The sequence below is a fragment of the Hydrotalea sandarakina genome (assembly GCF_003254115.1).
Taxonomy (GTDB): Bacteria; Bacteroidota; Bacteroidia; order Chitinophagales; family Chitinophagaceae; genus Hydrotalea; species Hydrotalea sandarakina.
This window is the reverse complement of record NZ_QKZV01000007.1, coordinates 25,911-46,211: the sequence shown is the minus strand read 5'-3', so window position 1 is coordinate 46,211 and position 20,301 is coordinate 25,911. Positions and strand designations below refer to the sequence as shown.

Annotated in this window: 17 protein-coding genes; 10 read left to right on the top strand and 7 right to left on the bottom strand. The window is 36.9% G+C overall.

Features of this window, described 5'->3' with window-relative positions:
• Positions 1-21: 21 nt before the first annotated feature.
• Complete coding sequence (gpmI, locus tag LX80_RS10775) at positions 22-1,542, bottom strand: 2,3-bisphosphoglycerate-independent phosphoglycerate mutase (RefSeq protein ID WP_111296318.1); 1,521 nt, start codon at positions 1,540-1,542, stop codon at positions 22-24.
• 111 nt (positions 1,543-1,653) lie between these two features.
• Here gpmI and LX80_RS10770 point away from each other — a divergent pair, with 111 nt between their 5' ends.
• The 4 genes from LX80_RS10770 (at position 1,654) to LX80_RS10755 (ending at position 3,535) form a co-directional block, all read left to right on the top strand.
• The gene (locus LX80_RS10770) at positions 1,654-2,034 is read left to right on the top strand and encodes a DUF4783 domain-containing protein (RefSeq protein WP_111296315.1); all 381 of its coding nucleotides are present in this window, start codon (positions 1,654-1,656) and stop codon (positions 2,032-2,034) included.
• Between the two features lie 75 nt (positions 2,035-2,109).
• Entirely contained in the window at positions 2,110-2,970 is an 861-nt protein-coding gene (gene nadC, locus LX80_RS10765; protein WP_111296312.1) for a carboxylating nicotinate-nucleotide diphosphorylase, read from the top strand.
• Positions 2,967-3,314, top strand: coding sequence for a translation initiation factor (locus tag LX80_RS10760; protein WP_111296309.1), 348 nt, complete (start codon positions 2,967-2,969; stop codon positions 3,312-3,314). Before nadC ends, LX80_RS10760 begins: the two co-directional genes overlap by 4 nt.
• The gene (locus LX80_RS10755) at positions 3,311-3,535 is read left to right on the top strand and encodes a hypothetical protein (RefSeq protein ID WP_111296306.1); all 225 of its coding nucleotides are present in this window, start codon (positions 3,311-3,313) and stop codon (positions 3,533-3,535) included. The genes LX80_RS10760 and LX80_RS10755 overlap by 4 nt, the downstream gene beginning before the upstream one ends.
• 14 nt (positions 3,536-3,549) lie before the next feature.
• On the opposite strand, the gene LX80_RS10750 is transcribed toward LX80_RS10755, so the two are convergent.
• Positions 3,550-5,385, bottom strand: coding sequence for a DNA polymerase III subunit gamma/tau (locus LX80_RS10750; RefSeq protein WP_111296303.1), 1,836 nt, complete (start codon positions 5,383-5,385; stop codon positions 3,550-3,552).
• Positions 5,386-5,526: 141 nt separating this feature from the next.
• On the opposite strand from LX80_RS10750, the gene LX80_RS10745 reads away from it, so the two are divergent.
• Positions 5,527-7,401 (top strand): DUF1800 domain-containing protein, encoded by a 1,875-nt coding sequence (locus tag LX80_RS10745; protein ID WP_211307750.1) that lies wholly within the window; start codon positions 5,527-5,529, stop codon positions 7,399-7,401.
• Between the two features lie 11 nt (positions 7,402-7,412).
• On the top strand, positions 7,413-8,675 hold the full coding sequence (locus tag LX80_RS10740; protein WP_111296300.1) for a DUF1501 domain-containing protein: 1,263 nt from the start codon (positions 7,413-7,415) through the stop codon (positions 8,673-8,675).
• Between the two features lie 11 nt (positions 8,676-8,686).
• On the opposite strand, the gene LX80_RS10735 is transcribed toward LX80_RS10740, so the two are convergent.
• Together LX80_RS10735 and LX80_RS10730 are read right to left on the bottom strand one after the other, a co-directional pair.
• On the bottom strand, positions 8,687-9,865 hold the full coding sequence (locus tag LX80_RS10735) for a hypothetical protein (protein ID WP_111296561.1): 1,179 nt from the start codon (positions 9,863-9,865) through the stop codon (positions 8,687-8,689).
• A 54-nt stretch (positions 9,866-9,919) separates the two neighbouring features.
• The gene (locus LX80_RS10730; RefSeq protein ID WP_111296297.1) at positions 9,920-10,279 is read right to left on the bottom strand and encodes a CoA-binding protein; all 360 of its coding nucleotides are present in this window, start codon (positions 10,277-10,279) and stop codon (positions 9,920-9,922) included.
• 249 nt (positions 10,280-10,528) lie between these two features.
• On the opposite strand from LX80_RS10730, the gene LX80_RS14710 reads away from it, so the two are divergent.
• Positions 10,529-10,996 carry a hypothetical protein gene (locus LX80_RS14710; RefSeq protein WP_170120443.1) on the top strand — a complete coding sequence of 156 codons (468 nt, stop codon included), beginning with the start codon at positions 10,529-10,531 and terminating at the stop codon, positions 10,994-10,996.
• Positions 10,997-11,164: 168 nt separating this feature from the next.
• Complete coding sequence (locus LX80_RS10720) at positions 11,165-13,588, top strand: zinc-dependent metalloprotease (RefSeq protein ID WP_211307749.1); 2,424 nt, start codon at positions 11,165-11,167, stop codon at positions 13,586-13,588.
• A gap of 71 nt (positions 13,589-13,659) precedes the next feature.
• Here LX80_RS10720 and LX80_RS10715 read toward each other — a convergent pair whose 3' ends face one another.
• Positions 13,660-15,282, bottom strand: coding sequence for a pyruvate dehydrogenase complex dihydrolipoamide acetyltransferase (locus LX80_RS10715; protein ID WP_111296294.1), 1,623 nt, complete (start codon positions 15,280-15,282; stop codon positions 13,660-13,662).
• Between the two features lie 140 nt (positions 15,283-15,422).
• On the bottom strand, positions 15,423-16,877 hold the full coding sequence (locus LX80_RS10710; RefSeq protein WP_111296291.1) for an isocitrate/isopropylmalate family dehydrogenase: 1,455 nt from the start codon (positions 16,875-16,877) through the stop codon (positions 15,423-15,425).
• 147 nt (positions 16,878-17,024) lie between these two features.
• On the opposite strand from LX80_RS10710, the gene apaG reads away from it, so the two are divergent.
• Positions 17,025-17,411, top strand: coding sequence for a Co2+/Mg2+ efflux protein ApaG (gene apaG, locus LX80_RS10705; RefSeq protein WP_111296288.1), 387 nt, complete (start codon positions 17,025-17,027; stop codon positions 17,409-17,411).
• Here apaG and gldB read toward each other — a convergent pair.
• A complete protein-coding gene (gene gldB / locus LX80_RS10700) occupies positions 17,408-18,421 on the bottom strand; it encodes a gliding motility lipoprotein GldB (RefSeq protein WP_146250479.1) in 1,014 nt (337 codons plus the stop codon). The two genes, apaG and gldB, sit on opposite strands and share 4 nt — an antisense overlap.
• Before the next feature lie 184 nt (positions 18,422-18,605).
• On the opposite strand from gldB, the gene LX80_RS10690 reads away from it, so the two are divergent.
• Positions 18,606-20,288, top strand: a complete 1,683-nt coding sequence (locus LX80_RS10690; protein WP_111296279.1) for an NAD+ synthase — start codon at positions 18,606-18,608, stop codon at positions 20,286-20,288.
• The last annotated feature ends 13 nt before the right edge of the window (positions 20,289-20,301 follow it).

Sequence of the window (20,301 nt, the reverse complement as noted above, 5' to 3'; positions counted from 1 at the left end):
GTATAAAAATACTGTTCTTAACTAATCAATCAAAATATTCCCGGTCATTTCTTTAGGAATAGGCAATTGCATCATTTTTAAAATAGTAGGTGCAATGTCGCCCAACTTACCGGGATGCACAACACCATGCCAATGATTGTCGATAACAAATAAAGGAACCAGGTTCAATGAATGTTGAGTATTGGGTGTTCCATCATCGTTAATCATGTTGTCTGCATTGCCATGATCAGCGGTAAGAAATATAATATAATCTTGCTTCAAAGCAGCTTCTACCACTCGTTTAACACAAGCATCAACGGTTTCAACTGCTTTTATTACTGCTGAAAATACGCCGGTATGTCCAACCATATCTGCATTAGCAAAATTTAAACAAATAAAATCGGCATATCCTTTTTCAATTTCCGGAATAAGTTTATCAGTTATTTCAACTGCACTCATTTCGGGTTTTAAATCGTATGTGGCCACTTTAGGTGATGGTACCATAATCCGCGATTCACCTTCAAAGGGTACTTCCCTTCCACCACTAAAGAAGAAAGTAACGTGCGGATATTTTTCTGTTTCAGCTATTCTAATTTGTTTTTTGCCGGCCGCTGCCAACACCTCACCTAACGTGTTATTTAAATTATCATTTTCAAAAATTACATGCACATTGCGGAATGTTTTATCATACTCCGTCATGGTAGTATAATCAATTTGCAAAGTATGCATGTTAAAATCAGGATGATTGTTTTGCGTTAATACATCGGTTATTTCTCGACACCTGTCTGTTCTAAAATTGAAACAAATAGCTACGTCACCATCTTTAATGGTGGCAACAGGTGCATTATTCTCAGTAATTACCGTAGGTTTAATAAACTCATCGGTAACATCGGCTGCATAGGAACTTTCAATTGCTTGCACTGCAGAGGAAGCTGTATTTCCTTTGCCATTCACCATAACATCATAAGCCAATTGTACTCTTTCCCAACGCTTATCGCGATCCATTGCGTAGTATCTTCCACTAACTGAAGCAATTTTACCTACACTAGTAGTTAAAAATTGTTCTAAGTCTTTTATAAAACCCAAGCCACTTTTAGGGTCGCAGTCTCTTCCGTCTGTAAAGGCATGAATATAAACTTCGTTTAATGCATTTTCTTTACAAACATTGCAAATAGCTTTTAGGTGATTGATGTGACTATGTACGCCTCCATCACTTACCAAGCCCAATAAATGCAGAGGTTTTTGGTTAGTTTTTGCTTTTTGAATTGCAGCTAATAACACTTCATTTTTTGCAAACGAACCATCGCGTATGGCCACATTAATCCGTTGCAATTCTTGATATACAATTCTACCGGCCCCTAAATTTAAATGCCCCACTTCACTGTTACCCATTTGGCCGTCGGGCAAGCCTACTGCCTCGCCACAGGTTACTAAAGTTGTATTGGGATATTTTTTAAAAAGAGAGGATACAAATGGCACATTGGCCTGCTGAATGGCATCAACCTGTTTATTCTTACCAAGTCCCCATCCATCCATGATAATTAATATTGCTTTCTTGCTCATGCATCAAAGGTAGTTAATTTGTTATTTCAGGTATGTAACCCTAACTTTAACTTTCGTTAAACATTTTATTTGGCATGTTTTTAGTGCATTTTTAATTTAAAATTTAATTGTATGAAACATCTTTTATTAATACTTGGCCTTGGAATTGGATTCATGTCATTTACATACCAAAGTGATGTTCCTGAAATTATTAATGCCCTAAAAAGTGCGAATGCAGAAGCAGTATCAGGTTATTTTGACAGTTATTTAGATTTAACCTTACCCGGCAAAGAGGAAGTAAAAAACATTGGTAAAAATCAGGCAGGCATTGCCTTAAAACAATTTTTTAGCGATGCCGGTGTGCACAGTTTTGATTTAACCTCTCAACGTGAAGCCGGAACCACCATGTACATGGCAGGGAAATTAAATGGAAAAAGCCGTTCTTACAATGTAACCTTATTGTTACGCAATAAAGAGGGACGACACCAAATTATTTCCATTCGAATTAATTAGTGAATAACCAACATTATTACAGGCCCTCAAAAAAATTTTTGAGGGCTTTTTTATGAAACCACTTAATTTGCCTGCATGATACATTTTGAAGAACAACTTAATCATTTAATCAACGAAGCGTTACATGAAGATATTGGCAGCGGTGATTACTCAACCCTTGCTTGCATTCCCGAACAGGCAATGGGTACAGCCGTTTTAAAAATTAAAGATGAAGGAATTTTGGCAGGTGTTGCTATAGCGCAGCACATTTTTAAACTGGTTGAGCCTAGTGTTTCTTTTAAAATTTATAAAAATGATGGTGAGGCAATGTTGCCCGGCGATATTGCTTTTGAAGTAAATGCCCATATTCATACTATTTTAAAATGTGAAAGATTGGTATTGAACTGTATGCAACGCATGAGTGGCATTGCTACATTAACACATCGTTTTGTTGAACTTATTGAACCTTATCACACCCAATTATTAGATACCAGAAAAACCACACCTAATTTTCGTTTATTAGAGAAAGAGGCCGTTAGAATTGGAGGTGGCACCAACCATCGATTTGGATTGTTTGACATGATTATGCTGAAAGATAACCATATTGATTATGCCGGCGGTATTGAAAAAGCCATAACATTAGCTTGGGAATATGTTCAAAAAAATAAGCTTGATTTAAAAATTGAAGTTGAAGCCCGTACTTTGAATGATGTAACAACAATTTGCAAGGTTGCTAAAGGAAAAGTATTTAGAATATTACTCGACAATTTTACGCCTGCAGAAATTTCGGAAGCATTAAACATTATTCAACACCAATTTGAAACAGAAGCGAGTGGAGGCATTAATTTAAATAATATAGTTAGTTATGCCGAAACTGGTGTAGATTATGTTAGTGTTGGTGGCCTTATTCACCAGGCAAAAAGTGTAGATTTAAGTTTAAAAGCAAAATTATTATGAGTAAAAAAAACAAACCTGACGCAAGGGGATTTGTGTATAGTACCAACCCTGACTTTAGTTTTGAACATGAACAGGAAATGCAGGAAACCTTACCCCCTGCCAAGCAAAAACTGACTATACATTTAGATACCAAACATAGAGGCGGTAAAACCGTATCAATAGTAAAAGGGTTTGTAGGTACTGAAGAAGATGCAGATACTTTAGGCAAAAAATTAAAACAATTTTGTGGTACAGGTGGCAGTGTTAAAGATGGAGAAATAATTATACAGGGCGACCAACGTGATAAAATTTTACAATGGTTGCAAAAAAATGGGTATCAATTAGCAAAAAAATCCGGCGCATGATATTGAATGCAACTTCTGCGGCTTATTATTTTTATGGCTTTCTTTTTGCCATTGCCTTCTTTGTTTTGTTTTACGGCATTGTAGTACTGTACAAAGCAGTTGCCCAAAAACAGGAAGAAGGAATAAGAAAGGCAAAACTATTAATGTTGTTAGCTGTTATTAGCATGATTTGTATAACCATTGTTTCATACTTTCTAACAGGCAACGTACCGGTATATTAGTTTCTTCAATAAGGCTATAAATCTAAATCAAGCTTCAATTGCTCACGAAACGTTTTTAATAAAGGATATTTTTCAGCCATTTTTTCAAATCGTTGTACACTCGTTAATGCTTGTTGCATGGGCAACAATTCATCATTATCGTTGTGTTCTACTACTATCGTAAAACGAATGCCTCTGTTATTAAAAGCCTGTTGAATATAATCGGCTAAATGCATTTTTTCCTGCTCAATAAATTTTTGTTGCGTTATGGCTTGAACCGTTACAGTAAAGTTTAATTCGTCCACTACAGCCAATTTAGCCATACGCAAAGTACCCACCGTTGAAGGCTTACTGCCATCTTGTTCTAATTTTTCACAATATTGATTCCAGTAATGGGTAAGCTTTTCTATGTTTAATGCTTCTGCATCAGTTACCTCCAATACATTAAACTTTTCGTTCACTTTCGCTTTTAAAACGTCTAATAAATTTTTTTTCGTACTGCCTAAGGTTGTATCAGGTTTAGTAATTGTTTTAGTAGCGACTGTTATTGGTTTTACCGGTTCATGAACTACCGGTGCAGTTGATGGTAATACTACTTCTTTGTTTAAAGCCGGTGATGGCTGCTTTTTTACCGCATCATCTATCACCAATTTTGCTTGTGGCTGAGTTGATTGCGTAGCTACAACATATTGAGGTATGGGTTTTTGTTGAATAGCAATGGGCCTATCCGTTAACTTTTTTTTTACCAAATTACCCTGTTCGGTTGAAAGTTGAATGGCCTGTTTTAAAAAACTAAGCTTAATTAAACACATTTCAACATGCAAGCGCTTGTTACGCGCCATTTTGAACTGCATTTCAGTTTCATTCAAAATATTTAACGCACTAATTAAATAAGAAGCGTCTGTTTTTTGTGCGGTACTAATGTATAATGCTTGCTTTCCTTCTAACACATCTAACAACACAGCGGCACGCTCATCTTTACAAACCAATAAATTTCTAATGAATGTGGCAAAACCATTCAATACCAAATCACCTTCAAAACCTTTCTGATTAATTTCTTCATACAGCAACATGGCACCGGCCATATCCTGATGGTACAATGCTTCTAACAATTTGAAGTAGTAATCATCATCTAATATATTCAAATGCTCAACCGTATTTTGATAAGTGAGCTCACCATTGGTAAAGCTTACAATTTTATCTAAAATACTCAGTGCATCACGCATACAACCTTCACTTTTTTGAGCAATCAGTTGAAGCGCTGTTTTTTCGGCCTTTACTTGTTCTTTTTCAACTATTTCTTCCAAGTGTTCAACGGTATCTTGGATAGTAATTCGCTTAAAATCAAATATTTGACAACGGGAAAGTATAGTTGGTAAAATTTTATGTTTTTCGGTGGTTGCCAAAATGAAAATGGCATAAGAGGGCGGCTCTTCCAAAGTTTTTAAAAAAGCATTGAAAGCACTGGTTGTGAGCATGTGTACCTCATCTACTATGTACACTTTATACTTTCCTGCCTGCGGGGCAAAGCGCACTTGTTCAACTAAATTTCTAATATCTTCAACCGAGTTGTTACTGGCAGCATCTAATTCATGTATGTTTAATGAACTTCCGGTATCAAACGAAACACAACTGGCGCAAACATTGCAAGCCTCACCTTCGGGCGTAGGATTAGCACAGTTAATGGTTTTGGCCATAATACGAGCACAGGTAGTTTTTCCTACTCCTCTGGGGCCACAGAATAAAAATGAATGCGCTATTTGATTATTTTTAATAGCATTCTTCAGTGTTGTGGTAATATGTTTCTGCCCCACCACCATATTAAAATTTTGGGGGCGATACTTCCGTGCCGAAACAATAAAATTTTCCATACGAATTGCAAGATAACAAAAGCCGAAGCAATAGCATTCATACCACAAAAATTTATATATACTCAAAACAAAACCCCATTCACCGAAAAAATGAATTTTAATGAAGTTGCGCTTTAAACCAAATTATTTTTTTTCCATCTCATGAAGCAAATAGGAACCATGATGTGGAAGAAAAAGATAGTGGGATTTTTTTGCTTGAGTATTTTAAGCCTGGGCATATTTGCCTTTAGTTACAAACCGGAATTGCATAAATCAAAGCCATTTCCTTATAAGCAAATGGGCTTTTCGAAAGAAGAAGCAGCTGCTTACTTATTAAACCGTTTTACTTTTGGCCCAACTCCGGGACAAGTTCAGACAGTGGCTAATGAAGGAATTGAAAATTGGTTTTATCAACAACTGGAAAGCAATGACCCCGATACGGCAGTAACAAATCGCTTTAATTCCCTGCATTTAGATGCGGTAGATTTATCATTAACCGACATGGTTAATACCTATCCCAATAATGGTGTAATTGTAACCATGGCACGCAAAGCCGGCATTATTGATAAAAATGACACCGGCATTGCAAAACAGGAATATCGTCAAAAATTAAGGGCATTTATGCAGCAACAGGGCTTTAAACCAATGCCCGATTTAGAAAGACAATTAATTGTTCAAAAAATTGTACGTGCTGCATACGGTAATAATCAATTGCAAGAGGTATTAACTGATTTTTGGTTTAACCATTTCAATGTTTCGCTTACAAAACCCGCTTGTGCACCTTACATTTTGGCCTATGAACGCGATGCAATAAGGCCTCATGTATTGGATAACTTTGATGAGCTTTTATTAGCTACTGCGCAACACCCTGCAATGTTGGCTTACTTAGACAATGCCAGCAGTGTGAGTAACAATAATCCTGAAGAAGCTAAACGCCTGCAAAAATTAGCTTTTAATAATAATGGTGCTTTAAAAAAAAGAGCTGCTGCTGAAGGGTTAAATGAAAATTATGCCCGTGAAGTGATGGAACTGCACACTATGGGCGTTGATGGGGGTTATACACAGCAAGATGTTACCACTTTAGCCAAAATACTTACCGGATGGACAATATATCCCATGTTTAAAAATAGCCCTGCAAATGAGCAAATTCAAAAATTATCACCTGAGGTAATGGAAAAAAGAGGATTTGTTATGCAGAATGGATTTTTATTTAGACCAAATAAACATGATGATGGGCCTAAGACATTTTTAGGTAAAAATTTTCCTGCCAATGGCGGTTATCAAGAAGGGGTAGTTGCTTTGGAAATGTTAGCACATCACCCATCAACTGCTAAATTTATTTGTACAGCATTAGCTAAACATTTTGTTAGTGATACACCTTCTAATAATTTAATTCAACAAATGGCTAACACTTTTTTGCATACCAATGGTAACATAAAAAGTGTATTAATTACAATGGTTAGCAGCAAAGAATTTTGGAATAAAAATAATGAACGCGCTAAAATTAAATCGCCTTTTGAATTAGCCATTAGCAGTGTTCGCGCTACAAATGCACAACTAACTATGCCATATCAAATTTTTAATTGGTGTAATAGAATGGGACAAAAATTTTACTACTACCAAGCACCAACAGGTTTCCCGGATAGAGCGGACTATTGGATAAATACAGGATCATTACTTAGCAGAATGAATTTTGGTTTAGCTTTTGCTGCACAAAGAATTCCGGGAATACAAGTTAATTTGTTGGCATTAAACAACTTTCATGAACCGGAAAGTGCTGAAGCAGCTTTGGAAACTTATAGTAATATTTTGTTGCCCACTCGCAACAATGAACAAAACATTCAGCGCATAACCCCTTTATTACATCAAGAGCATTTAACACAAAAAATTTCTGCTGCGCAATCAAAAAATAATAATGAAGCAACCAATAATGAAATAGTAATGCAAACACAAGCCATGAATACTAGTAGCACGCCTGCGAGTTTAAGTAGGGTTGTAGGCATTATTATTGGTTCACCTGAATTTCAAAGAAAATAAAAAAAATATTTATGAATAGAAGAATATTTATGCGCAATGGTGCTATGGCTTTATTTGCTGCCGGTATTGGCGGTGTACCTAATTTCATTGCTAAAGCTGCTACTGCAGGCAACAGAATTATTCAACCGTTTCAAAAAAAGAAAACACTGGTGTGTATTTTTCAACGTGGCGCAATGGATGGTTTAATGGCAGTTAGCCCCTATGCCGATCCAAATTTAAAACTAATGCGCCCCACCCTATATATGAGTCCGGCACAAACAGAAGGCAGCATGATTGATTTAGATGGATACTTTGCATTGCATCCCTCGCTAAAATCTTTTTACCCGTTATTCCAAAGTAAACAATTGGCAATAGCACATGGAGTAGGCAGCCCCAACCCTACCCGCAGCCATTTCGATGCACAAGACTTTATGGAAAGTGGCACCCCTTTTAATAAAGGAACCGATAGTGGCTGGTTAAACAGAGCCGTGGGTTTAATGGGGAAACCCACTACACCTTTTAATGCGGTAAGTATTACCAGTGCTTTACCCAGAAGTTTATATGGTAATAATCAGGCTTTAGCAATTAGTAATTTAAATGATTTTGCATTGCAAATGCGTGATAACCCATTAGCCGTGCAATCTACCGCTTCATCCTTTGAAGCTTTGTATGACAATAACAGTTCACAATTGCTTCAAAAAACGGGGAAAGAAAGTTTTGAAGCCATGAAAATGCTGAACGTTAATAATTTAAAACAATATGCACCTAAACCCGGAGTAGTTTATCCTAACTCAGCCTTAGGCAATGCATTAAGACAAATTGCTGTTTTAATAAAAATGGATGTTGGTTTAGAAGTTGCTTTTGCTGAAAGCGGTGGATGGGATACGCATGTTAATCAAGGTACTGACAATGGCATTTTAGCCAGAAACTTAAAAGATTTTAGTGATAGCATTGCTGCATTTTGGGAAGATATTAGTGCACAACAGGATTCCGTTACACTAATGACGATGACAGAATTTGGCAGAACTGTTCATCAAAATGGAACGGGAGGTACGGATCATGGTAGAGCCAGTTGCTTATTCGTATTGGGTAATGATGTACAAGGTGGAAAAGTTTATCACCAAATGAAAAGCTTGGCTAAAGAAAATTTAGAAGACCAACGCGACTTGCCTGTTTCTACTGATTTTAGAAGCTTGTTTAGTTCAGTTGCCAATACACATTTAGATATTCATCAAAACAATATTTTATTCCCCGATTGGACGGGTAACGGTATACCTATTATGCATAACAGCTAATTGAAAAGATATTATTGTTTATAATCCATTACCGGATGCCTTTCAAAAGGATGTTTTTGTGTATCAAAAATGTAGCGATAGGTAATTAATCGCCGGCTTTGTGATGCACCTAAGCTTTTGTAAATATTAATCATTTTAGGATTCCAATCACCGGCCCATCCCATTTCGTAGGTATGATACCACCCTTTTCCCTGAATCAGTAAAGCACTTTCATAAATTAAAAAACTGTCAATACCAAGTGCCTGATATTTAGGAATAACGCCAAAAGCCAATCCTGTTAATCGCTTGCAGGCACCGCGACGTTTCATCCATAACAAATGTAATTTTTCTTTCCAACCAAATTTGCCCTTAAAATGTTTGAAATATTGATTAACATCGGGAATATTAATAAACATGGCAATAGGTTCTTCATTGTAATATGCAAACCAAATGGCACGTGGATCCATTATCGGCTTCATGGAATTGAACAGTTTCAAAACTTGTTCTTGGGTAATTTCTTTTGCTTCGCCATGTTGTGCCCATGCTTGATTATAAACAGAAGCAAAGTCCGCTGCATACTTCTCCAATTCTTTTAAATTAGCATGCCTTGCTTCGTATCCTTTTTTCGCTTTAAACTTTTCATATCTTTCTGCAAAACGTGCCGGCAAAGGATCATCTACTTTCATTGCATAGTAAAACTGATTATAGTAATCTTGAAACCCATAACCTTCAAATAATTGCCGGTAATAAGGCGGATTAAAACTTAAACCATAAACCGGTTCATTATCAAATCCTTCAACTAACAAACCCCACCATTTATCTCGATCACCAAAATTAATAGGGCCATCCATAGCTTCCATGCCTTGGGCAATCAACCAATTTTTGGCAGTATCAAATAATAAATTGGCAGCCTGTTGATCATTAATGCAATCAAAAAATCCAATTCCACCGGTAGGAAAATCAGTGCCTTTATTCACATATTTTTTATTGGTAAATGCAGCAATTCTACCAATAGTTTCACCATTGTAATCTTGCAGAATCCAACGTTGTATGGTACCGTATTTAAATAATTTATTTTTTTTGGGATTAAACACTGCCTCAACTTCGTGATTCAATGGACGAATATAATTGGGATTATTCGCATTCATCTTTGCATTCACTTCCAAAAATGCTTTTATATCAGCTCCTTTTTCAACCGGTTTAATCTGCATATAATTATTTCTGTTTTTACGAATATAATGCAATGGCAAGATGCAAAAAATTATTTAGTATTGGTGTGTTGATAGCATAACCAGGGTACAAGCCTCAACACATTGAATTCCTTTTTCTTTAGCTAAAGCACACAATGCTTCATTCTCAGTACCCGGATTGAAAATAATGCGCTTGGGATGTAATGAAAAAATATAATCGTAAAGATTTTTTTGTATTTCGGGATTTACATACAATGAAATAGTATCTACATCACTTTCAGCAGGATGTTCAGTAATAATGGGAACACTGCCAATAAAACCGGGACGGCTTCCTATAGCCACAACCGGATGCCCATTTGCCACTAATCTATTTACCGCCAAATAACTATACCGTTGTGGGTTTGCCGATGCGCCAATAACTACTGTTTTTTTCATAAAAATAATTAGTGATTACAAAGTTATTGTAACTAACGCATTTCAGTTTGCATTGTTTTTATCGCCCCTTCTTCTAACATTTACCATCATTGAGTTTTCAACTGTTCAGAAATTATTTCCCTCAGAATGTTTTTCCAAAAAAATAATAGAATATTTATGTAATTTTTGACGAAAGATTGCAATTTTACAAAAGATATTATTTATCTTTCGTATCAAATTATTTCACCATTACACAAACACATCTAAACTATGGCAAAAGCAAGTAAAAAAAAGATAGCTCCCAAAAAAGCGGCTACAAAAAAGTCTGCTAAGAAAGCAGCGCCTAAAAAGGTAGCTAAGAAAGCAACACCCAAAAAAGCTGTGAAAAAAACAGCACCTAAAAAAGCTGCAAAAAAAGCTGCACCTAAAAAAATTGCAAAGAAAGCTGCACCCAAAAAAACAGCTAAAAAAGCTGCACCTAAAAAGGCGGCTAAAAAAGCAACACCTAAAAAAGCTGCAAAAAAAGCTGCACCTAAAAAAGCTGCAAAAAAGGTAGCACCTAAAAAGGTTGCTAAGAAAGCAGCGCCAAAAAAGGTAGCTAAGAAAGCAACACCCAAAAAAGCAGCACCTACCAACAATGCAGAAGACTTTGTAGTAGTTGAAGAAATGGTATTTCCACTGGTAGAAGTTACAACCGATGAGTCCGGCAATGATAATATGCCTGAAAATGGCTTATAGCCTGCATTGTGCGCAATGAAAATCTTCCACTGCATTTACTTAATAAGTAAATGCAGTTTTTTTTCAAGAATTCTGCATTTCGTATGGCATGTTTAAACGGCTGAATTTTTAGTGCATTCCCTTTTTAGCAATCAGTTTTCAATACCTTTAGACAACAAAACAATGTTTATGAAAAAGGTATTAGCTACTTTGCTATTAGTTAGCTTATTCAATTGGGGCTTTTCGCAAGCAACCGGTTCTATAAGTGCTAAAACTGCACAAATGCAGGCGTACAATGGGTTTTTCCCATTTTGGTGGGATGAATCTAATGGTAAAATTTTTCTATTAGTGAATAAACCCGATTCACAATTTTTGTATGTTAATAGTTTGCCTGCCGGTATTGGTTCAAACGATTTAGGGTTCGATAGAGGCTTAATTGGTAATTCAAGAATCGTGTATTTTACCAAAGCAGGAAAAAAACTTTTGCTTGTTCAACCTAATCAATCATACCGTGCAACCAGTAATGATAAAAATGAACAAAGAGCAGTTGAAGAATCATTTGCACAATCAGTATTAGGAAGCTTTGATATTGTTGCTCAGGAGAATCATCAATACCTGATTGATATTACTCCATTTTTGTTGCGCGATGCACAAGGAGTAGCAGCTAAAATTAAAGCCATGAAGCAAGGCACTTATCAATTCAACGAAAGCAGAAGTGCCATATACTTACCCAACACAAAAAATTTTCCGCTAAACACCGAAATGGAAGCAACCATCACCTTCACCGGAGGTGATGATGCAGGAAGAATGGTTACTTCTGTTACTCCTTCTAAAGAAGCCATAACTGTTCGTATGCACCATTCTTTTGTTCAATTACCCGATAATCAATACAAACCTCGGAAATATGATATTCGCAGTGGTTACTTTGGCACAAGTTATTATGATTTTAGCAGTCCCTTTACCGAACAAATTCAACAAATGTTAATTAACAGGCATCGGTTAATAAAACTTCATCCTGAACAAGCAATTAGTGAACCTGTAAAACCAATTGTGTATTATGTTGATAATGGTACACCTGAACCAATTCGTTCTGCCTTAATTGAAGGCGCCTCGTGGTGGAATCAGGCATTTGAAGCAGCCGGTTTTAAAAATGCTTTTCAAGTAAAAGTATTGCCCGATTCGGCTGACCCAATGGATATTCGATATAATGTAATAAATTGGGTGCATCGGTCAACCAGAGGTTGGAGTTATGGTGCCAGCATTACCGACCCTAGAACAGGTGAAATTATAAAAGGGCAAGTTACATTGGGCTCTTTACGAGTAAGGCAAGATTATTTAATTTATAGTGCTTTACTTTCACCATTTTCAACAACCCAGCCTGTTTCACCGGTGTTACAAGCTACAGCGTTGCAACGTTTGCGGCAACTGGCTGCACATGAAGTTGGGCATACTTTAGGGCTGCAACACAACTATGCATCCAGCTATAACAATAGAGCTTCGGTTATGGATTACCCTCATCCCGATGTATTTGTAAATAATAAAAATGAAATTGATTTTTCAACCGCTTACACCAATGGCATTGGCGAATGGGATAAACGTGCCATTACTTATGGGTATGCACAATTTACACCAGGCACTAATGAAGCTGTGGCATTAGATAGTATTCTAAGGAAAAATTCTAAAGATGGTATTTTATTTATTGCCGACTTAGATGCCAGAGCTGCAGGTGGAATGCATCCCTATGCGCACTTATGGGATAATGGAAAAGATGCTGTTGATGAACTAAATACTTTATTAAAAGTTCGTAGCGTTGCTTTAAAAAATTTTTCACAGCAAGCCATTACCGTTGGTACACCTATGGCTAAACTTGAAGACGTATTGGTTCCATTGTATAATTTCCATCGTTATCAATTAGAAGCCGTATGCAAGCTGATTGGAGGCATTAATTACAGTTATTCTGTAAGAGGAGATGCATGGCAACAACAACCTGAAATATTACCCAACAGTGTTCAACAAAAAGCTTTGCAAGCAGCATTACAATGTTTAAATGCCGATGTATTAACCTTGCCTAAACAAATTATTCAGTTAATACCACCTCGCCCCCCTATGTACTATAATGTAGGAGAATTATTTGAAAAAAGAACTGCTCCGGCTTTTGATGCATTAGCTGCTGCTGAAGCATTAGCCAACTTTGAGTTTGCGTTTCTATTTAATACGGAAAGAGCCAACCGCTTGGTTGAAAATAAAGCTATTGCACATACAATTGGATGGGAAGATGTAATGGATGCCATTATTCAACAAACATGGAAAACACCATTGGCGAATGATTTAGCTCTTCAAGTTCAGCTTCAAACCCAACAACAGGTAATTAGTTGGTTACTGAATTTATACCAAGATAAAAATGCCAATTATGCCGTAAAATCCATTACTTATAATGGCTTAATGAAAATAAAAAAATTGGCACAACAACAAATGTCAGCAAACCCGGCACTAACTGCCCATTACAGTTATGCTATTGAAAGAATTGAACATCCGGAAAAAATACAAATGCCTCAACCGGTTGATTTACCACCCGGTGCACCTATAGGATGCGACTGGGATGAAACCTATTAAATAACCCACAACAATAAGCCCTGCACGTTTTCACGATTGCAGGGCTTTATTTTTTAAACAATATTGTTGTTTTAAATTAACATTCTAAGAGGTTCTTCCAATAAACTTTTCAGTGTTTGAAGGAAAGCAGCACCGGTGGCACCATCTACAACTCTATGATCGCAACTTAATGTTACTTTCATTACATTGCCCGGAACGATTTGTCCGTTTTTAACAACAGGTTCTTGAGAAATACCACCTACTGCTAAAATGCATGAATCGGGTGGGTTGATAATAGCGGTAAATTGATCAATGCCAAACATTCCCAAATTAGAAATGGTGAATGTACTGCCCTCCCAATCGGCAGGTTGCAGTTTCTTATCTTTTGCTTTTTGAGCATATTCTTTTACCTGTGTAGCAATTTGGCTTAAACTTAAAGTATCGGCAAAACGAACAACAGGCACTAATAACCCTTCATCTACCGCAACAGCCACGCCAATATTTACATGTTGGTTATAGCGAATGAAATCGCCCATCCAACTGCTATTCACTTTAGGGTGTTGTTTTAATGCCATAGCGGTTGCTTTCACCACCAAATCATTAAAGCTTATTTTCACTTTTGCATTTTCATTCAACTTAGCACGAGCAGCAACTGCAGCGTCCATATCAATAGACATGGTTAAATAAAAATGAGGCGCAGTAAATAAACTTTCACTTAAACGACGTGCAATGGTTTTGCGCATTTGAGATACAGGAACATCTTCATAACGTACCTGGCCTGACGCTGCAGCAGGTGTAACCGTAGATACACTAGTAGCAGAAGCAGGTGCTGTGCCGGGTACATAATTATCAATATCTGCTTTTATAATACGCCCATTGTCACCACTACCTTTTACATATCTAAGATCAATACCTTTTTCTTCCGCTAATTTTTTAGCCAAAGGTGAAGCAAAAATTCTTCCTTCATTTACTACTGTTGGTGCAGCAGCAGGTGCAGTATTATTAGCTTGAGTGGCTACAGGCGCAGTAGTTGCAGGTGCTGGCGCATTACCAGCAGCAGCAGGTGCACCATTTTTTAATGCGGCAACAATACCATTTACATCTAATCCTTCCTTACCAATAATACACAATAAATCGTTCACTTGAATTTTCTCGCCTGCTTTTGCACCCTGATACAATAAAGTACCATCTTTATAGCTTTCCAATTCCATAGTAGCTTTATCGGTTTCAATATCGGCAAGTATTTCTCCTTTTTTAACGGTATCACCAATATTTTTATGCCATGCAGCTATAACGCCTTCAGTCATGGTATCACTTAAACGTGGCATTAATACTACTTCTTCCATTTTGCTTACATCTACCGATGGCGCAGCAGCAGGTTGAGCAGCTGCAGGTACAGAAGCCGGCGCAGTGCTGGGCGCTGCTTGTGGTGCAGTGCCTGGTGTATGCTGTGCTACTAAGGCACTTACATCTTCTCCCGGCTTACCTAAAATGGCCAATAAATCGTTTACTTGTAATTTTCCTCCTGCCGGAGCACCAATATGTAAAAGCACACCGGTTTGGTAGCTATCTAATTCCATAGTAGCCTTATCAGTTTCAATTTCGGCTAATAAATCGCCTTTATTTACAGTATCGCCAACTTTTTTGTGCCAGGCCGCAATAACTCCTTCAGTCATGGTATCGCTTAGGCGTGGCATTAATATCACTTCTGCCATAGTTCAATTGCTCTTTAAAATGAGCCGTGAAATTAAGTTAAAAAAAAGAACTGCGTAGGTAAACCTTAAAAATTTGACCAATTCTTTATTCTTGGCTTTATTTCAACGACTGAATTATTGATTAGGTTTGTTGCTTTATGTTATTGCCCTTGTGCTAATGAGTAAGCTTTTTTGCTGCCTAACATTAGTAATAGTTCAGAAGAGCAAATTTTAAAATTACCACTCATACTAACATATAAGCCCAAAACATCCATTTGATTTAAGGGCATATCGTCAATACTTTCAAACCGCACATTATATTGATTGACCAAATTGGTATAAACTGAACCCGTAGGCCATACTTGCGTACCACGATTACTAATATTCACCAATTTAAACTTAACCCCCGCATGTCGCATACACTTATTGGCAATGGCAATGGGTTGCTCATTGCTTTCAATGAAAAAGTCAACTCCCACAATATGCTCTTTCTCAGTTTCAATTGACTCGAGCATTGGGTTTTTATCTAACTTAAAATGGGTTTGCGTGGTAGGCATATTCGGCAATAGTGGACGAGCACCTGCTTTTGGGGTTTTACCAAAGTTTTGAATAATTGCATTTGCAAACTCAGTGGTAGAAAGCGATGGGGTGCTTTTGTCTCCAAAATCGCCCGTGTGTATGCCTTGTTCAAGCGTGTACAACAATGCATTTTCAATTAAAGCAGCTGTTTGCATTAAACCCAAGTGGTGTAACATGCCTATACCACTCAGCAATAATGCTGTTGGGTTGGCAATGTTTTTACCGGCAATATCGGGGGCTGTACCATGCACTGCTTCAAAAATGCAAATATGGTCGCCAATATTGGCAGAAGGGGCAAAACCTAAACCACCCACTAGGCCTGCACACAAATCGCTAACAATATCGCCTTGCAGATTGGTTAATACCACCACATCAAATAAATCGGGGCGAGTAACCAACTTCATACACAAGTCATCCACAATTACATCATCTGCTTTTAATTCCGGATAATCTTTGGCCACTTCATAAAATACCTGCAAGAACAAGCCATCCGTAATTTTCATAATGTTGGCTTTATGCCCACAAGTAATGCGTTTAGCACCTTTTTTCTTGGCCATTTCAAACGCATACTTAATTAATTGGTGGCTGCCGGGACGGGTTATAAACCTGCGGCTAAGGGCCACATCGTGGGTAAGCATATGTTCAATTCCACCATAGGTATCTTCAATATTTTCGCGAACAACGGTTATATCAATTGGAATGCCTGCTTTGCTAAAAACGGTATCAACACCATGCAGTGTTTGAAAAGTACGCTTATTAGCATAGGTATTCCAAGTTTTGCGGGCTGTTACATTCACGCTCTTAACGCCTTTCCCTTTAGGGGTTTCCATGGGCCCTTTAAATAAAATACCCAATGCTTCTATTGTTTGCTGAGCATCGGGTGTCATTCCATTACTGTAACCTTTATCAAAAACCCATTTCCCCATTTCTACAAATTCATATTCTAATGGAACTTTTGCAGCGGTAAAAATGGTTAAAACAGCATCCATTATTTCGAGGCCTATACCATCGCCTTTTGCTACTGCTATTTTATTCATGGCTCAAATTTTTTAGATTGCAAAAGTAAGCATTCAATGCTTTGTATGCTGCGAAACAGCTTACTAAAGGCCATTTTAAGGCCATTAATTGCAAAAAATGCATATTTTGTGTGAAATAAGTAACTTTATACCCATAGTTTAAAGCCTATGATTACGAAAATTTCTTCAGGCATACAAATTAGTGTGGAAACTTTCTATCAGCCGGAATACAGCAATCCCTTTACAAACGAATATATGTTTGCCTATCGCATTACGATTGATAATCTGAATGCTTTTCCGGTAAAGCTTTTAAGAAGACATTGGTTTATTTATGATTGCAACTGTGAACGAAGAGAAGTAGAAGGGGAAGGTGTTGTTGGGGTTCAACCCATTGTTTTGCCCGGCCACCAATACCAATATGTAAGTGGTTGCAACTTTAAATCGGAAATGGGTAAAATGAGCGGCCATTATACTATGCTAAACTTAGATACTCAAACCAACTTTACCGTAAACATTCCGGTTTTTGAAATGATAGCACCGGCTAAATTAAACTAAGGGTGATATTTGGCTTCTTCAAAAATTTGTTTGGCAGGTGTATTGAGTAATTGGTCTAAAGTTACATCCTGATGATTTTTCATCCACAATTTTACAATTTGCCATCCGGTAAACAGGCCAATGTTACCCGGTGCCGCAGGGCCTAATTCAGGTGTTCCGGGTCCGTCATTTACATAAGATGCAATTTGGGTAGGCTCTGTTTCATACAATAAATTGTTTTGTATAAAAAAACTCCAAATATTTTTTTCATGATCATAACAACCCTTTAATTGATCATTTGTATAACCGGTTTTTAAAGTATCGGCAACTGTTGGCAAACAGGCATCTAAAACATATAAACGCTTTCCTAGTTCAATCATCTGATCTATTAATGGATTTCCTGCCTTCTTTTCGGGATAATAATCATTAATAATACTGCGCATGCAGTTAACAACTATATATTGTGGTTCAAAACGGCGAGTTTCATAATCGGGATACACTTCGCTAATATATTGTGTATGATAAGCCGGAAATTGATGGCCTAAATAAGCTTGTAATCCTATTGCCAAGCCCGATGAAGTAAGCGCAGTACCAACGCCCTCAATGGGACCAACAAATGTGATAATTTGATGGGGCAAATTATATTTGGGAAAATAATAATGAAAGTATCGGAAACCTTGCGCAATTTGTTCAGTATAATTTTTAAAATGGGGGAACTGCACTTGCACGGCACTATCAATGGCAGCGTACGTACGTCGGAATAATAAAACGTCTTTCACTACACTATCAGGCTGTGGGTATGCGGCTAAAATATTGTACAAATAATCTTTAATAAAAACCGGATATTTTTTTTGAAGAGAATCTAATCCCCGTGCAATATGCAAGGTGTCGAATGAAAAAAAATCACGCTCAAATCGTTGAACCGTTAAAGGCATTGATATATTTGAAACATCAGGCAACTTTTTTTTGGGTGAACAAGCAATGGCCATTAATATGATGATGCCCAAAAAAATTTGCAACCTATATTTCATAAACCAATATTTTTTGCAAAATAAGCACATTGCTGCAAGTGCAACTATTTGTTTTGTTAAGATTATTGGGATTGTATTGGTTGAAAAAACGGAAATTTGTGCCGAATTAAATTCAAAACTGTTTAAGAGACATATAGATAAATCTCATCTAAAGCAACCAATTTATTATTTTTAATAGTAATTCATGAAAATATTTTTAGCACAACAGAATTATCACATTGGCAATTTTGAACAAAATACCCAAAAAATTATAGCAGCCATTGAAACAGCAAAAGCTGCAGGTGCAGATTTAATTGTATTTAGTGAAATGAGTATATGCGGATATCCGGCAAGGGATTTTGTTGAGTTCAATGATTTTATTGATAAATGTTATGAAGCTATTCACACCATTAAAATGCATACCCAAAATATTGGGGTATTAGTAGGTGCACCTGCCCGTAACAGAACAGGAAAAGGAAAAGAATTATTTAATGCTGCCTATTTTTTATACAAAGAAAATATTTTAGCAGAAATACATAAAACCTTATTACCAACTTATGATGTATTTGACGAGTATCGCTATTTTGAGCCCGCCTTTCAATGGCAAGTAATTCCTTTTAAAGGCAGAAGAATAGCAGTAACCATTTGTGAAGATATATGGAATTTGGGTGATAATCCATTGTATCGCAATTGCCCCATGGATATATTGATGCAACAAAACCCCGATGTAATGGTAAACTTAAGTGCATCACCATTCGATTATACCCATGTAGAAGATAGAAAAGCAGTAATAAAAGCGAATGTATTAAAATATAAATTACCCATGATTTACTGCAACGCCGTGGGTAGTCAAACAGAAATTGTATTTGATGGTTCATCGTTGGTATTTGATAAAGATGCCAACTTGTGTAAACAATTGCCCATGTTTGCAGAATCACTTGAAGCTGTGCATTTAAATGAAAATGGCTATTTTGATGAACCTGTTATTGAAGCAGCAGCTTATGTACCCGATAAAGAATTAAATCCGGATATTTTACAACCACAACTAAATATTGAACAAATATACAATGCGCTAATAGTAGGTATTCGCGATTACTTTTCTAAAATGGGTTTTAGCAAAGCCATTATCGGTTCATCAGGTGGAATTGACTCGGCTGTAACCTTAGCCATTGCTTGCGAGGCATTGGGTGCTGAAAATGTAAAAGCCGTACTAATGCCTTCCCCCTATTCAACTGAACATTCCGTGAATGATGCGGTACAGTTAAGTAAAAACTTGGGAAATCCTTATGATATTATTCATATTTCCGACATATATGAAACTTTTCTAAAAACGCTGCAGCCTCAATTTAACGGTATGCCCTTTTCGCTGGCAGAAGAAAATTTGCAAAGCAGAATAAGGGGAAATTTACTAATGGCTATCTCTAATAAATTCGGATATATTTTACTGAATACATCCAATAAAAGTGAGCTGGCAACAGGTTATGGTACCTTGTATGGCGATATGGCCGGAGGATTAAGCGTGTTGGGCGATTGCTACAAGCAGCAAGTGTATGCATTGGCACGTTATATTAATCAAGAACGAACCATTATTCCTGAAAACATCATTACCAAAGCGCCCAGTGCGGAATTAAGGCCTAACCAAAAAGATAGCGATAGCTTGCCCGATTATGCAATATTAGATGCAATTCTTTATCAATATATTGAACAACGGAAAGGGCCTGCCGAAATTAAAGCCATGGGTTATGATGCAACATTGGTTGATCGCACATTAAAACTGGTAAACATGAATGAATACAAACGCAACCAATTCTGCCCTATTATTCGTGTATCGCCAAAAGCATTTGGTGTTGGCAGGCGTGTTCCTATTGTTGGGAAATATTTAAGTTAGTGTATATAAATAT

Coding starts and splice junctions, on each gene's coding strand:
- gpmI (WP_111296318.1), bottom strand. CDS start 1,542: ATGAGCAAGAAAGCAATATTAATTATCATGGATGGATGGGGACTTGGT.
- LX80_RS10770 (WP_111296315.1), top strand. CDS start 1,654: ATGAAACATCTTTTATTAATACTTGGCCTTGGAATTGGATTCATGTCA.
- nadC (WP_111296312.1), top strand. CDS start 2,110: ATGATACATTTTGAAGAACAACTTAATCATTTAATCAACGAAGCGTTA.
- LX80_RS10760 (WP_111296309.1), top strand. CDS start 2,967: ATGAGTAAAAAAAACAAACCTGACGCAAGGGGATTTGTGTATAGTACC.
- LX80_RS10755 (WP_111296306.1), top strand. CDS start 3,311: ATGATATTGAATGCAACTTCTGCGGCTTATTATTTTTATGGCTTTCTT.
- LX80_RS10750 (WP_111296303.1), bottom strand. CDS start 5,385: ATGGAAAATTTTATTGTTTCGGCACGGAAGTATCGCCCCCAAAATTTT.
- LX80_RS10745 (WP_211307750.1), top strand. CDS start 5,527: ATGAAGCAAATAGGAACCATGATGTGGAAGAAAAAGATAGTGGGATTT.
- LX80_RS10740 (WP_111296300.1), top strand. CDS start 7,413: ATGAATAGAAGAATATTTATGCGCAATGGTGCTATGGCTTTATTTGCT.
- LX80_RS10735 (WP_111296561.1), bottom strand. CDS start 9,865: ATGCAGATTAAACCGGTTGAAAAAGGAGCTGATATAAAAGCATTTTTG.
- LX80_RS10730 (WP_111296297.1), bottom strand. CDS start 10,279: ATGAAAAAAACAGTAGTTATTGGCGCATCGGCAAACCCACAACGGTAT.
- LX80_RS14710 (WP_170120443.1), top strand. CDS start 10,529: ATGGCAAAAGCAAGTAAAAAAAAGATAGCTCCCAAAAAAGCGGCTACA.
- LX80_RS10720 (WP_211307749.1), top strand. CDS start 11,165: ATGAAAAAGGTATTAGCTACTTTGCTATTAGTTAGCTTATTCAATTGG.
- LX80_RS10715 (WP_111296294.1), bottom strand. CDS start 15,282: ATGGCAGAAGTGATATTAATGCCACGCCTAAGCGATACCATGACTGAA.
- LX80_RS10710 (WP_111296291.1), bottom strand. CDS start 16,877: ATGAATAAAATAGCAGTAGCAAAAGGCGATGGTATAGGCCTCGAAATA.
- apaG (WP_111296288.1), top strand. CDS start 17,025: ATGATTACGAAAATTTCTTCAGGCATACAAATTAGTGTGGAAACTTTC.
- gldB (WP_146250479.1), bottom strand. CDS start 18,421: ATGAAATATAGGTTGCAAATTTTTTTGGGCATCATCATATTAATGGCC.
- LX80_RS10690 (WP_111296279.1), top strand. CDS start 18,606: ATGAAAATATTTTTAGCACAACAGAATTATCACATTGGCAATTTTGAA.